At 62.9% G+C, this 13590-nt stretch carries 14 protein-coding genes; all 14 read left to right on the top strand.

Going from position 1 to position 13590, the window contains the following annotated elements; all coding sequences use genetic code 11:
• On the top strand, positions 1–678 hold a 678-nt coding region (locus tag NKI20_RS24290), incomplete at its 5' end, for a PIG-L deacetylase family protein (RefSeq protein WP_352835055.1).
• A 274-nt stretch (positions 679–952) separates the two neighbouring features.
• Positions 953–2284 carry an ABC transporter substrate-binding protein gene (locus NKI20_RS24285; protein ID WP_352835052.1) on the top strand — a complete coding sequence of 444 codons (1332 nt, stop codon included), beginning with the start codon at positions 953–955 and terminating at the stop codon, positions 2282–2284.
• A gap of 218 nt (positions 2285–2502) precedes the next feature.
• Positions 2503–3450 (top strand): carbohydrate ABC transporter permease, encoded by a 948-nt coding sequence (locus tag NKI20_RS24280; RefSeq protein WP_032907930.1) that lies wholly within the window; start codon positions 2503–2505, stop codon positions 3448–3450.
• Positions 3447–4397, top strand: a complete 951-nt coding sequence (locus NKI20_RS24275; RefSeq protein ID WP_352634341.1) for a carbohydrate ABC transporter permease — start codon at positions 3447–3449, stop codon at positions 4395–4397. The genes NKI20_RS24280 and NKI20_RS24275 overlap by 4 nt, the downstream gene beginning before the upstream one ends.
• A 343-nt stretch (positions 4398–4740) precedes the next feature.
• On the top strand, positions 4741–4944 hold the full coding sequence (locus NKI20_RS24270; RefSeq protein WP_352608210.1) for a hypothetical protein: 204 nt from the start codon (positions 4741–4743) through the stop codon (positions 4942–4944).
• Positions 4945–4946: 2 nt separating this feature from the next.
• The gene (locus tag NKI20_RS24265) at positions 4947–6059 is read left to right on the top strand and encodes an ABC transporter ATP-binding protein (RefSeq protein ID WP_352835047.1); all 1113 of its coding nucleotides are present in this window, start codon (positions 4947–4949) and stop codon (positions 6057–6059) included.
• The gene (locus tag NKI20_RS24260; RefSeq protein ID WP_352835044.1) at positions 6052–7065 is read left to right on the top strand and encodes an ABC transporter ATP-binding protein; all 1014 of its coding nucleotides are present in this window, start codon (positions 6052–6054) and stop codon (positions 7063–7065) included. The genes NKI20_RS24265 and NKI20_RS24260 overlap by 8 nt, the downstream gene beginning before the upstream one ends.
• Positions 7066–7150: 85 nt before the next feature.
• Complete coding sequence (locus NKI20_RS24255) at positions 7151–8794, top strand: dihydroxyacetone kinase subunit DhaK (RefSeq protein WP_352835042.1); 1644 nt, start codon at positions 7151–7153, stop codon at positions 8792–8794.
• Positions 8795–8866: 72 nt separating this feature from the next.
• The gene (gene dhaL, locus NKI20_RS24250) at positions 8867–9469 is read left to right on the top strand and encodes a dihydroxyacetone kinase subunit DhaL (RefSeq protein WP_352835039.1); all 603 of its coding nucleotides are present in this window, start codon (positions 8867–8869) and stop codon (positions 9467–9469) included.
• On the top strand, positions 9466–9855 hold the full coding sequence (dhaM, locus tag NKI20_RS24245) for a dihydroxyacetone kinase phosphoryl donor subunit DhaM (RefSeq protein WP_352608200.1): 390 nt from the start codon (positions 9466–9468) through the stop codon (positions 9853–9855). Before dhaL ends, dhaM begins: the two co-directional genes overlap by 4 nt.
• A gap of 21 nt (positions 9856–9876) precedes the next feature.
• The gene (locus NKI20_RS24240; RefSeq protein WP_023761520.1) at positions 9877–10179 is read left to right on the top strand and encodes an HPr family phosphocarrier protein; all 303 of its coding nucleotides are present in this window, start codon (positions 9877–9879) and stop codon (positions 10177–10179) included.
• Positions 10163–11749, top strand: coding sequence for a phosphoenolpyruvate--protein phosphotransferase (gene ptsP / locus NKI20_RS24235; RefSeq protein ID WP_352835035.1), 1587 nt, complete (start codon positions 10163–10165; stop codon positions 11747–11749). Before NKI20_RS24240 ends, ptsP begins: the two co-directional genes overlap by 17 nt.
• 11 nt (positions 11750–11760) lie before the next feature.
• On the top strand, positions 11761–12183 hold the full coding sequence (locus NKI20_RS24230) for a hypothetical protein (RefSeq protein WP_023761518.1): 423 nt from the start codon (positions 11761–11763) through the stop codon (positions 12181–12183).
• Between the two features lie 95 nt (positions 12184–12278).
• Positions 12279–13265 (top strand): dihydroxyacetone kinase subunit DhaK, encoded by a 987-nt coding sequence (gene dhaK, locus NKI20_RS24225; protein WP_352835032.1) that lies wholly within the window; start codon positions 12279–12281, stop codon positions 13263–13265.
• Positions 13266–13590 lie beyond the last annotated feature (325 nt).

Here is a 13590-nt window from a genome sequence, read left to right as displayed (position 1 = left end):
GCGCTCGGTGCGCATCCGGACGACATCGAGATCTTCATGTTCGGTACGATGGCCGCCTATGCCGCGCAAGGCGCAGAACTCACTTCTGCCATAGCCACGGATGGTGCCAGGGGCGGCACGAGCGATCCCACGATTCTCGCTCGCGTTCGTCGTGCGGAAGCGACGGCCGCGGCCGCGCTGCTCGGGGCGACGCTGCGCTTCCTCGACTTTCCCGACGGCGAACTGGTGGCCGATGCGGCGTTGATTGGTGCGCTGAAAATGCTGATCGGCGAGACCATGCCGGATCTGGCGATCACGCATGCGCCCAACGACTATCACGCCGACCATCGTGCGCTTTCCGACGGCGTGCGCATCGCGGCCTCGTTCACAGTCCCGGTGCTGCATGCCGACACGATGGGCGGCACCGGTTTTTCGCCGACGCATTATGTCGACATTTCCGCGCATGCCGACGTCAAGGCCAAGGCGATCCGCAAGCATCAGTCGCAGGATCCCGAGCGCTTCGTCGACGGCACGCGAACGCAGAACCTTTTTCGCTCAGGCCAGTGCAACGGCGCGCCAGGTTCACTGGCCGAGGCCTTCCGCTTCGAACCTGTTTTCCCGTTCGCCGACATTCGTGCGCTGCTGCCACCACCGCCGCCAATCAGGCCGGTCATGGTGAGCACCAAACAGGTCGACTGATCGGCGCGACCCCCCTCGGCCCTGCTCCTGTTGGCTGCACCGCTTCGAACGCCCGACGAGCGAGCAGCACTTTGTCGAACGTTTTCAGACACCGTCCCCGGCATGCTGCGGCGCAGCAACGAATTCGCTTGCCTTGTTTAGTAAAAATTGCATCACTAAACAAATTACTAAACATCTGCCGCGCTGCCGCGCCGCCATGTTTGGGCCCCTGAGGAGAGGGGTTGAGGGCTTTTGAAACCGTCATCCGGACGCGTTTCGCAAATGGGAGGAAGGCATGAAATCGAGATTGAAACTGGCGTTGGGACTCACCTCGGCGATTACAGCGTCGACAGCCGTCTCGAACGTCGCGCACGCTGAAGACCTGACGCTGTGCTGGGCTGCCTGGGATCCGGCAAACGCGCTTGTCGAACTGTCCAAGGATTTTACCAAGGAAACCGGCATCGGCATGAAATTCGAATTCGTGCCGTGGACCAATTATGCCGACCGGTTCCTCAACGAGCTGAATTCGCATGGCAAGCTGTGCGACCTGATCATCGGCGACAGCCAATGGATCGGCGGCGCCGCCGAGAACGGCCACTACGTCAAGCTGAACGACTTCTTCGACAAGGAGAAGATCAGCATGGACGACTTCGTGCCGGCGACGGTCGTCGGTTACTCCGAATGGCCGAAGAACACGCCGAACTACTGGGCGCTGCCGGCCATGGGCGACGTCGTCGGCTGGACCTATCGCAAGGACTGGTTCTCCAAGCCGGAACTGCAGAAGGAATTCAAGGAGAAGTATGGCTGGGATCTCGGCCCGCCGACCACCTTCGACCAGCTGAAGCAGGTCGCCGAATTCTTCCAGAAGCGTGAGATCGACGGCAAGACCGTCTACGGCGCCTCGATCTATACCGAGCGCGGCTCTGAAGGCATCACCATGGGCGCCATGGATGTACTCTACAGCCATGGCTTCCAATACGAGAACCCCAAGAAACCCTACGAGATGGAAGGCTTCGTCAACTCCGACAAGTCGGTGAAGGGGCTGGAGTTCTACAAGGCGCTCTATGATTGCTGCACGCCGCCAGGCGCCTCGAACAGCTACATGGGCGAAGGTGTCGATGCCTTCAAATCCGGCCAGGTGGCGATGCATATGAATTTCGCCTTCACATGGCCGGGCCTGCAGAAGGACGAGAATGTCGGCGGCGACAAGATCGGCTACTTCGTCAACCCGAAGGGTCCCGACGGCGAGCAGTTCGCCCAACTCGGCGGCCAGGGCATCTCGGTGGTGTCCTATTCCGACAAGCAGGAAGCGGCGCTGAAATACATCAAGTGGTTCGCCAACAAGGACGTGCAGTCCAAGTGGTGGTCGCTCGGCGGCTATTCCTGCCTGAACGCGGTGGTCAAGGATCCGGCCTTCCCGGCCAGCCAGCCCTACGCGCAGACCTTCCTCGACTCGATGGCCATCGTGAAGGACTTCTGGGCCGAGCCTAGCTACGCACCGCTGCTGCAGGCCTCGCAGAAGCGCTTCCACGACTATGTCGTCGCCGGCCAGGGATCGGCCAAGGACGCACTCGACGGTCTCGTCAAAGACTGGACGCAGGTCTTCCAGGACGATGGCAAGATGTAATCGGCTCCTCCCGAGCTAGGCCCCAGAGGCGGATGATTTTCAGGTCGAATCGACCAGAAATCATCCGCCTCCGGGGAAAAAAGAGAGAGCATGATGTCGTCCGAAACCGCTGCACACTTTTCGGCATCATGCTCTTGGTCCCGTGCCGCCTTGGCACGGGACGCGGTTCAGATAAATTCCATGACAGAGACGACCAAGTGACCGAAGCAGGACTGACCATGCTCAATCGGACCGCGGAGAACGTTGCCCGGGCGACCCCGGAACCGTTGGCCCGCAAGGTCCGGGGCATCAGCGACAAGGGTCTCGCCTGGCTGTTCATCTCGCCGACGATCCTGTTGCTGCTCGCCATCAACATCTTCCCGCTGTTTTGGGCGATCTACCTGTCGTTTACCAACTACCGGGCCAACCGCCCGAACGAAGTGGTGAAGAACCTCGGCTTTGCCAACTACCAGCGCATCCTCGGCGACAAGGATATCTGGCTCGCCATGCAGACCACGGCGCATTTCGTGTTCTGGACCATCCTGTTGCAGACGCTGATCGGCTTCACGCTGGCCTGGCTGATCGACAGGAAGTTTCGCGGCCATGCCTTCTGGACGACGCTGATCCTGGTGCCGATGATGCTGTCGCCGGCGGTGGTCGGCAATTTCTGGCGCTTCCTCTACGAGCCGCAGATCGGCCTGTTCGCCTATGCGATTTCCTTCGTCACGAGGATTCCGCCTACCGATATCCAGATGCTCTCCAACGTCTCGCTGGCGCCCTGGTCGATCATCATCGTCGATACGTGGATGTGGACGCCCTATGTGATGCTGATCTGCCTCGCGGGCTTACGCTCCATCCCCGAATACATCTATGAGGCGGCCGAGGTCGACCGCGCCTCAAACTGGCGGCAGTTCTGGTCGATCACGCTGCCGATGGCGCTGCCCTTCATCATGCTGGCGGTGCTGTTTCGCGGCATCGAGAACTTCAAGATGTTCGACATGGTCAACCTGTTGACCGGAGGCGGGCCGGGCTCGACCACCGAAGTCGCCTCGATCACGCTGAAGCGGCAGGCCTTCGAGAGCTGGCGTACGGGCTATTCCTCGGCTTTCGCCATCATCCTGTTCGTCGCGGTGTTCGGGCTGGCCAACATCTACGTCAAGGCGCTCAACAAGGTGAAGCAGAGATGAGCCTGACCACAGCCCACTCGGTCGTCGCACCCTCGGCCAACTCGAAGCGCATCGCCGGCGCGATCATCATTGCCTATGCGTTGATCTCGATCGTGCCGCTGCTGTGGATATTCGCCACCAGCTTCAAGACGCCGCCGGATTCGATCGCCTATCCGCCGAAGATCCTGTTCCAGCCTAGCCTCGAGGGCTACTGCAACCTGTTCACGACGCGGACCCGGCAGACGCCCGAATATATCAACTCGCTGGGTCCGGCGACCGGCTTCTGCGACGAGACCACGCGCAAGCGCAACATGGTGATCGCCGGTCCGTCCAACTTCCTGCCGCGTTTCGTCAACTCGCTGATCATCGCCTTCGGTTCGACCTTCTGCGCGGTGTTTCTCGGCACGCTGTCGGCCTACGGCTTCTCGCGCTTCAAGGTGCCGCTCGCCGACGACCTTTTGTTCTTCATCCTGTCGACGCGCTTCATGCCACCGATCGCCGTCGCCATTCCGATCTACCTGATGTACCGCGAGCTTGGCCTGTCGGACACCGCTCTCGGCATGATCCTGCTCTACACGGCGGTCAACGTGTCGCTGGCTGTATGGCTGCTGAAAGGCTTCATCGACGAGATCCCGCGCGAATATGAGGAAGCGGCGATGATCGACGGCTATACTCGGCTGCAGGCGTTCTGGCGCACCGTGCTGCCGCAGGCGACGACCGGCATCGCCGCGACCGCCATCTTCTGCCTGATCTTCGCCTGGAACGAATATGCCTTCGCCGCTCTCCTGACCTCCGGCACGGCGCAGACCGCGCCGCCCTTCATCCCGACCATCATCGGCGAAGGCGGCCAGGACTGGCCGGCGGTGGCAGCCGGCACGACGATCTTCCTGGTGCCGATCCTGGTCTTCACAATCCTGCTTCGCAAACAATTGCTGCGCGGCATCACCTTCGGCGCGGTGCGCAAATGATTGATGTGGGAATAAGAGACCGCCGGTGTCACCGTTTCCCTTCTCCTCGTTCACGGCTACGGGATCGACACACTTGCGAACGCTTAGCATTTAGCGATAGCGCGCATGGCAAGCGGGCACATGTATCGTCTGGCGCCGCGCCAGGTCGACCCCCACACCGTCGAGCATAGCACGACACCTCTCCCCCGATCGACGGGGTAGAGGAAGGGCGCGAACCTAATTCAGCCAGGCTCCCTTCCTCTCCCTCCGGAGGGGGGAGAGGTGGCGCTGCGAAACAGCGACGGAGTGGGGGAACCACCTGGCAGCCATCTCTCCCTTTGGGTGTGGAAAAGGAAGGCTACGTATGACGCGCGCCGCCATCTCCAGGAAATCATCATGGCCTCGCTGGGCCAGGCGCGGGCTGATGGAAAACATCGCCACGGCGCTGATCGCCGTCGGCTTCCTGATGCTGTTCCAGCCCTTCGCGCTGTCGCTCTACACCTATTCCTTCATCACCATGCTCGCCGGCACGGTGATGTTCATCGTCGTCTCGAAGTTCCCGGAATAATCATGGCCGAAATTCGCGTCCAGCACCTGAGAAAGGCCTTCGGCGATTTCGTCGCCGTGCAGGATTCCAACTTCGTCGTCGAGGATGGCGAGTTCTTCGTCATGCTCGGGCCATCGGGCTGCGGCAAGACGACGACATTGCGTATGATCGCCGGGCTCGAATTGCCGACCGGCGGCCAGATCCTGCTTGGCGGCGACGATGTCACCATGCTGCGGGCACGCGAGCGCGACATCGCCTTCGTCTTCCAGTTGTTCGCGCTCTATCCGCACATGAACGTGCGCAAGAACATCGGCTTTCCGCTCCTCGCGCAAGGCATGCCGTCGGCCGAGATCCGCACGCGGGTCGAGGAGACTGCGAAGCTGCTGCGCATCGACCATCTGCTCGACAAATCCGTCTCCGGCCTTGCCGGTGGCGACCGCCAGCGCGTGGCGCTCGGCCGTGCCATCGTGCGACGGCCAAAATGCTTCCTGATGGACGAGCCACTTGGCACGCTCGACACCGAATTCCGCGATTTGATGGTGCATGAGCTGCGCGAGTTGCACAACCGCATCCACGCCACGACGGTCTATGTCACGCACGACCAGATGGAAGCGATGTCGATGGCCGACAAGATCGCGGTGATGAATCATGGCGTCATCGAACAGTTCGGCACACCACGCGAAATCTACGACCGCCCGGCGACCATGTTCGTCGCCGACTTCATCGGCTCGCCGCCGATGAATTTCTTGGGATTTGGCGGTGGATTGGCGAAAGGTGCCAGGGAGATCGTCGTGCAGGGTGCGAAAGTAGCGGTGCCGGAGGTGCGCGAGGATATTGCGCCGGCCGACATGGCGCTCGGCATCAGGCCTGAGCACATCCGCTTCGACGACAATTCGAAGCTGCGCGGCGCCATCTATGGCACCGAATATCTCGGCACCACGCAGATTGTCGCGGTGGAGACGGCGGACGGCATCATCAAGGCACGCGTGCCGGCCGAAATCCGGCTCTCCACCGGCGATCATGTCGGCCTAACGCTTAGCAGCGCGCGGCTGTCGCTGTTCGAGAAAGGATCCGGTCGTGCGGTGCGAACCGCGATCCACGATGTCGCCTCTGAGCGGAGGGTTCGTCATGGCTGACGTGTGCATCAGGAACGTGACCAAGAGTTTTGGCGATCATGCCGCCGTCAACGGCCTCGACCTGCATATATCTGATGGTGAGTTCGTCGTGCTGCTCGGACCGACCGGGGCCGGCAAGACGACGACGCTGCGGCTCATCGCCGGGCTGGAGCGGCCGGATTCCGGCACGATCGAAATCGGCGGCCACATTGCCACGACGCTGTCGCCGGCCGAGCGCGACACGGCTTTCGTGTTCCAGCAATATTCGCTCTATCCGCATCTGTCGGTGTTCGACAATCTCGCCTTCCCGCTGCGCTCGCCGGCGCGGAAAATGCCGGAAGACCAGATCCGCCGCCGGGTCGAGGAGGTGGCGAGGATGGTGCGCATCCATCACAAGCTCGCCAACCGTTCGACCAAGCTTTCGGGCGGCGAAATGCAGCGCGTCGCCATCGGCCGCGCGCTGGTGCGCAAGCCATCGATTTATCTGATGGACGAGCCGCTGTCATCGCTGGACGCCAAGCTGCGCGGGGACCTCAGGCTTGAGCTCAAGCGCATCCAGACCGAGCTCGGCGCCACCATGCTCTACGTCACGCATGACCAGATCGAGGCGATGACCATGGCCGATCGCATCGGCATTCTTGCCGATGGCGAGCTGGTGCAGATCGGTTCTCCGCGGACGATCTATTCTGAGCCGGCTAACCTGCATGTCGCAGCAAGACTCGGCCAGCCGGCAATCAATCTCCTGCCGACGGGATTGCTGCCCGATAGTGGCGCGCCGGCGGGAACCAAGACGATCGGCGCCCGCACCGAACATCTGGCGATCGAGAAGGCTGTCAACGGCCATGCCGACGGCGTCGTCGACTGGGTGGAGCATCTCGGCGACCAGAACCACCTGCATGTGACGATGGGAACCAAGAAACTGGTGACGCTTACCGATCCCGACACGGATCTGGCGCAGGGCGACAGAGTGGTGATCCGCTACCGGTCGCCGCTGTATTTTGGCGCCGATGGACAACGACTGATGTGAACGGGCTGATGTGAGCGGTTTTCGGTGTTTGCCTGCCAAGGGTTCAGCACCGGTTTTTTGACTTTGCGGGTACGGGATCAATTCGATGAAGCACTTTTTCAATCGCAGGGAAACGATCGTCACCGAGGCGCTGGACGGCCTGTTGCGAACTATTGGCGCGGGCGATCTCGCCCGTCTCGATGGCTATCCCGAAATCAAGGTCATCCTGCGCGCCGGTTGGGACAAGACGAAGGTCAGCATCGTCTCCGGCGGTGGCGCCGGGCACGAACCATCGCATACCGGCTTCGTCGGCAATGGCATGCTGACAGCGGCGGTCTCGGGCGAGATCTTTGCCTCGCCAAGCGTCGAAGCGGTGCTGGCGGCCATCCGCGCGGTGACCGGCCCGGCCGGCTGCCTGCTCATCGTCAAGAACTACACAGGTGACCGCCTCAATTTCGGCCTCGCGGCCGAGAAGGCGCGCGCCGAAGGGTTTCGCGTCGAGATGGTGATCGTCGCCGACGACATCGCTTTGCCTGACATCACCCAGCCGCGCGGCGTTGCCGGCACCTTGTTCGTGCACAAGATCGCTGGCCATCTGTCGGAAACCGGCCATGACCTGGCGTCCGTTGCGGCAGCCGCGCGCGCGGCGGCGAAGGATATCGTTTCGTTCGGCATGTCGCTGTCGTCCTGCTCGATCCCCGGTCAGCCGCATGAAGACCGGTTCGGCGAAAATGACGGCGAGCTCGGCCTCGGCATTCATGGCGAGCCGGGCGTCGAGCGCATTGCAGTGCAGAGCGCCGACAGGCTGGTCGCGGTCATGGCCGAGCGCCTGTCGGCACGGCTCGACCCTGCGGCCAGCTACGCCCTGCTGATCAACAATCTCGGCTCGGTGCCACCACTCGAAATGTCTGTCATCGCCAACGCGGTGCTGGCTTCGCCGCTGGCCAAAGCGATCAAGCTGACCATCGGCCCAGGCCCGCTGATGACGGCGCTCAACATGAACGGTTTTTCGCTGTCGCTGATCCGGCTCGACGCGGCACGCGAAACAGCCTTGCTGGCGCCAGTCGGCCCGCATGCCTGGATGCCGGCAAAGCCTGTTGTGCCGCCTGCCGTCTTGCCGATGTCGAAAGCGGCCGGGCAAAGTGCGGCGTGCAAGCCCAGCCAGGATGCAAACACCAGACGCCTGATCGTCACGGTCTGCGAAAGATTGATCGCGCTCGAAGGCACCTTGAACGTGCTGGATGCCAAGGCGGGTGACGGCGACACCGGCTCGACGGCAGCGACCGGCGCACGCAGCGTTCTGGAACGGCTCGACACGCTGCCGCTTGCCGAACCTGCCGCGACCCTTGGTGCGATAGGTGACATTCTGAGCGCGTCCATGGGCGGCTCCAGCGGCGTGCTGCTGTCGATCTTTTTCACGGCGGCGGCTCAGGGTTTGGACAGCGGGGCCAAACTGGCCAAGGCGCTGCTGGCCGGCCTGGAGCGGATGACCTTCTATGGCGGTGCAAGGATCGGGGACCGGACCATGGTCGATGCCTTGGAACCGGCCCTGAAAGCGCTCGACGCCAATGGCCTGGAAGATGCGGCAACAGCGGCCCGACGCGGCGCAGAGGCTACCTCCTCCATGGAGAAGGCGAAAGCCGGACGATCCGCCTATGTCGGCAGCAAGCTGCAAGGCGTTGTGGACCCCGGCGCCTATGCGGTGGCCGAGGTCTTCGCGGCCGCCGCCGCGCTGCACGAAGCGGCCTGATGCATGCTCCAGTTGTCGAATGAGCGTTCTTTCGATACTGCCGGAAGGGTGGAAACCAGGAATGCGGGTGATATGGCGGCGCTGAACCTTGCCGGGCTGATAACGGCTGCCGCGGACACGATTGCCGCGCACGCCGAAGAGTTGACGGCGCTCGACCAGGCGATCGGCGACGGCGACCACGGGTTGAACATGAAGCGCGGCTTCGAGGCGGTGCGGGCCGAGGCCGAGATGTTTGCTGCCAAGCCAGTGCCCGAGGCGCTGAAGGCGATCGGCACCAAGCTGGTAATGACGGTCGGCGGCGCTTCCGGCCCGCTGTTCGGAACTTTGTTCATGGCGCTCGGCAAGGAAATTTCGGCGGAGCCCGATCGCACCAATCTGACCGCGGCCTTCGGCAAGGCGATCGAAGCGGTGGCCGCGCGCGGCAAGTCACAGGTTGGACAAAAAACCATGCTCGACGTCCTACAGCCGGCGCATGATGCGTTGGTCGTGGGCAAGACTGGATCGGAAATCGCCGATGTCGCCGACGCTGCGGCTAAGGCGACCGTGCCGATGAAGGCCCTGCGTGGCCGCGCCTCGTTCCTCGGCGACCGCTCGATCGGCCACATGGATGCCGGCGCACGTTCGACCGCGCTTCTGGTACGCACGATCGTCGAGATGCTGGAACGTCAGCCATGAGCAATGTCGGCATCGTCATCGTTTCGCATTCGCCGCTGGTCGCCGAGGGCACGGCCGACATGGTGCGGCAGATGGTGGGCGACGAAGTGCCGCTTGCGTGGTGCGGCGGAAACGGCCATGGCGGACTCGGCACCAATGTCGAGGCCATCATGGCCGCCATCGACAGAGCCTGGTCGGAGGCCGGTGTCGCCATCCTGGTCGATCTCGGCGGCGCCGAGACCAACAGTGAAATGGCGGTGGATTTGATCGGCGAGCCCCGGTCGCAAAAGATCATCGTGTGCAACGCGCCGATCGTCGAAGGCGCGGTGATGGCGGCGACCGAGGCGTCCGGCGGCGCCTCGCTGAAGGAAGTGGTGGCGACGGCGCATGAATTGTCGCCGTCGTGAGCGAACGGGAAGCTTGAAGACATGTCCGCATCCGCCGAAGCGACCGTTGTGATCACCCACGAGGTGGGCCTGCACGCGCGTCCTTCGGTGAAGTTCACCAAGCTGGCCAAGACTTTTGCCGCTGAGGTGGAAATAGCGCTGGCCGCCAACGGGCCATGGTTCGACGCCAAGAGCATCGTCAAGGTGATGGCGACCAAGGCGCCGAAGGGTACGGTGCTGCATATCAGGGCCAGCGGCGACGGCGCCAATGATGCCGTTGACGCGCTGGTCGAGCTGGTGCGCCGCGATTTCGATGAAGGCACGGACCATGTCCGAACCGCTTAGGCTGCAAGGCATTTCGGCCTCGGCCGGCTATGCCGAGGGGCCGCTGTTCGATTTCGACCGGATTGCCGCATCCTATGTCGGCAAGGAAACAGCCGACGATGAGAAAGCCGCGCTTGAGACCGCAATCGGCAGTGCGGCGGCTCGTCTCGCCGCTTTGATCCAAACCGCCGACGACGACGCTGCCGACATTCTTGAATTTCAAATCGCCATGCTGGAGGACGATGCACTGAGCCGCCCGGCCTTTGCCGCGATAGGGGCTGGTCAACCCGCCGATGTGGCGTGGCGACAGGCGCTCGACGCCGAGATTGCCGGCTACGATGCCTCGGACCAGGACTATTTCCGCGCACGTGCCGCCGACATACGCGACATAAGGGACCAGGTGCTGCGGGCACTGGTCAAGGATAGCGACATCCAGGCACCGGCCGGCGCCATTCTCTATGGCGAGGACATCGCGCCGACGCGCTTTCTCGAAACCGATTGGAGCGGCGGCGGCGGCATCGCGCTGGAGGCAGGCAGCACCGCCAGCCACGTCGCCATGCTGGCGCGCTCGCGCGGCGTTCCCATGGTCGTCGGGCTGGGCGCTTCGCCGGCTCACCCCTCGGGCATCGCCCTGCTCGACGCAGAACATGGCGGCATCGTGCTGTCGCCCTCCAAGGCCGATATCGCCGCCTTTCGCCAATCGTCGTCATCGTTCTCGGCGCGCCGCTACCGGGCCGGGACTTTCCTGGCACGGCCGGCGGTGACCAGAACCGGCACGCCCGTTCGCGTGCAGGTCAACATCGCCGACCCGTCCGAAGTCGACGGCATCGACATCGCCACCTGCGACGGTGTCGGGCTGATGCGCACCGAATTCCTCTTCGGCAGGACGCTTCCGGATGAGGAGACGCAATATCGCGCCTACCGCAAGGTGCTGGAGTGGGCCGGCGACAAGCCGGTGACGATCCGTACCGTCGATGCCGGCGGCGACAAGCCGGTGCCCGGCTTCACCGTCGAGGAGAGCAACCCGTTTCTTGGCCTGCGCGGCATCAGGCTGTCGCTGGCAAGACCGGAGGTTTTTCGTGTACAGATCCGTGCGCTGTTGCGCGCTGCCGTGCACGGCAGCCTGAAGGTGATGTTCCCGATGATCGCGGTTATTGAGGAATACAGGCAGGCAGCGGCGATGTTCGCTGAGGAACAGGCCGCGCTTGCCGCGCGCGGCATCGCCCAAAAGATGCCGCCACTCGGCATCATGGCCGAAGTGCCTTCGGTGGCGATCGCGCCGGAAGCGTTTGCCGAGGCCGCCTTTTTCTCTATCGGCTCAAACGATCTCACCCAATACGTCATGGCGGCGGCCCGCGACAATGCCGCGGTGGCACATCTGAATTCGGTTCGTCATCCTGCCGTGCTGCGGCTGATCGCTGCCGTCTCCGCGTTTGGCCTGCGTGAAGAAATCCCGGTCAGCCTGTGCGGCGATGCCGGCGGCGATCCCGCCTCGATCCCGTCACTGCTCGAAGCCGGCCTGCGCGACCTTTCCGTCGCTCCGGCGCAACTCGCCATGGCCAAGGCGGCCATCGCCGACGTTTCGATTTAGGCGCGGCTGGCATGATCGACAAGAAACCCGAACCCGGCTCCGAAGAGGCAATCCGCGCCTACAAGACGATCCTGTCGAACGTCATCGACCAGCGTCCGTCCGGCATGCGCCAGCGCCTTGCAGACGCGCTCGGCAAACACCGCAGCTTCGTCACGCAGATTTCCAGTCCGGCCTATTCGATCCCGATTCCGTCCAAACATTTGCCGGCTATATTTTCGGTGTGCCATTTCAGCCCGGCAGAGCGCGATCAGTTTCTCGCGGCCTATCATCAGGCGCATCCGGGAAAAATGTCGGTCGCGGCAGGCATGCGCAAGACGCGTCATGTCTCGCTCGTCGTGCCGGATTTCGGCGACGACAAGCAGAACGCCGCGCTCGACAGGGCTGTGAACGATTTCATCCAGAAGATCACCAGCATCACCGGCAAGGGTGGCTGACCCCTTGGAGTTTGTACGCAATTCCGGACGGAAAACCGTTACACACTTTTCCTGGAATTGCTTTGATGTCAGGCCTATTTCGGGAGGAGACGGCCGTGAAGAAATTCATGAATTCGGTGGACACGGTGCTGACAGAGAGCCTCGACGGTTTCGCGGCTGCCCATGCCGACATTCTCGTGCTTGGCGACGAGCGCAAATTTGTCCGCCGCAAGACCTTGCGGCCGGGCAAGGTGGCGCTGATCTCAGGCGGCGGCTCCGGCCACGAGCCGCTGCATGGCGGCTTTGTCGGTCACGGCATGCTGGACGCCGCCTGCCCCGGCCAGGTGTTCACCTCGCCGACACCGGACCAGATGCTGGCAGCGGCCGAAGCCGTCGACACCGGCGCCGGCTGCCTGTTCATCGTCAAGAACTATGAGGGCGACGTGATGAATTTCGACATGGCGGCCGAGATGTCGGAAGGCGTCCAGCAGATCGTGACCAATGACGATGTCGCCGTCGAGAACTCATCCTTTACAACCGGCCGGCGCGGCGTCGCCGGCACGCTGGTGGTGGAAAAGATCGTTGGAGCGGCGGCCGAACATGGCCTGGCGCTGGCGGCCTTGAAAAATCTGGGCGATCGCGTCAACGCTGCAACCCGCTCGATGGGCGTGGCACTGACCAGTTGCACGGTCCCGGCATCGGGCAAGCCAACTTTCGACATCGGCGACGGCGAAATGGAATTCGGCGTCGGCATCCATGGCGAACCCGGCCGCCGGCGCGACACGTTGAAAAGCGCCGATGCTATCGCACAGGAGATTTGTGCCGCGATCCTGGGCGATCTCGGCGACAGGGCGAAAGGCCCGGCGCTGCTGTTCGTCAATGGCTTCGGCGGCACGCCGCTGATGGAACTCTACCTGATGTACAACAGCGCGCGGGCGATCTTTGAGACTCATGGCGTGACGGTGACCCGTTCGCTGGTCGGCTCCTACGTCACCTCGCTCGACATGGCCGGCTGCTCGATCACACTCACCATGCTCGACGATGAGACGACCGCATTCTGGGACGCGCCGGTACACACGGCGGCGCTGCGCTGGGGCATGTAAAGCTGGCTTCCACCCCGGTTTTCTGCACCATCTTCTCCCTTTGATCCGCAACATAGTCCGGGTTGATGCTGCCATCTCTCACGCCACCCGACCTCGAACTCCCCGCCGCCGGGAGGCACCTGCGGTTTGCCTTTTGACAAATCCTCCCGGTCGCGAAATCGCCTCCGCTGGCCGTTCCCGACAGGAAACGTCCAGAAATAGTCGTCAAGGCGAGGCGACAAGCAACCGAACTGACCGGCTCGGCCGTTGCTTTTCTTCCGTGGAGTAAGGTAAAACCTGCCTGGGTCGTGGGGAGATAGCGTAATGCGTTACAATTGGGAGCGGG

Source organism: Mesorhizobium sp. M0830 (assembly GCF_040319965.1).
Taxonomy (GTDB): domain Bacteria; phylum Pseudomonadota; class Alphaproteobacteria; order Rhizobiales; family Rhizobiaceae; genus Mesorhizobium.
The sequence above is the reverse complement of the archived record's forward strand: the minus strand, read 5'-3'. Positions and strand labels throughout refer to the sequence as shown.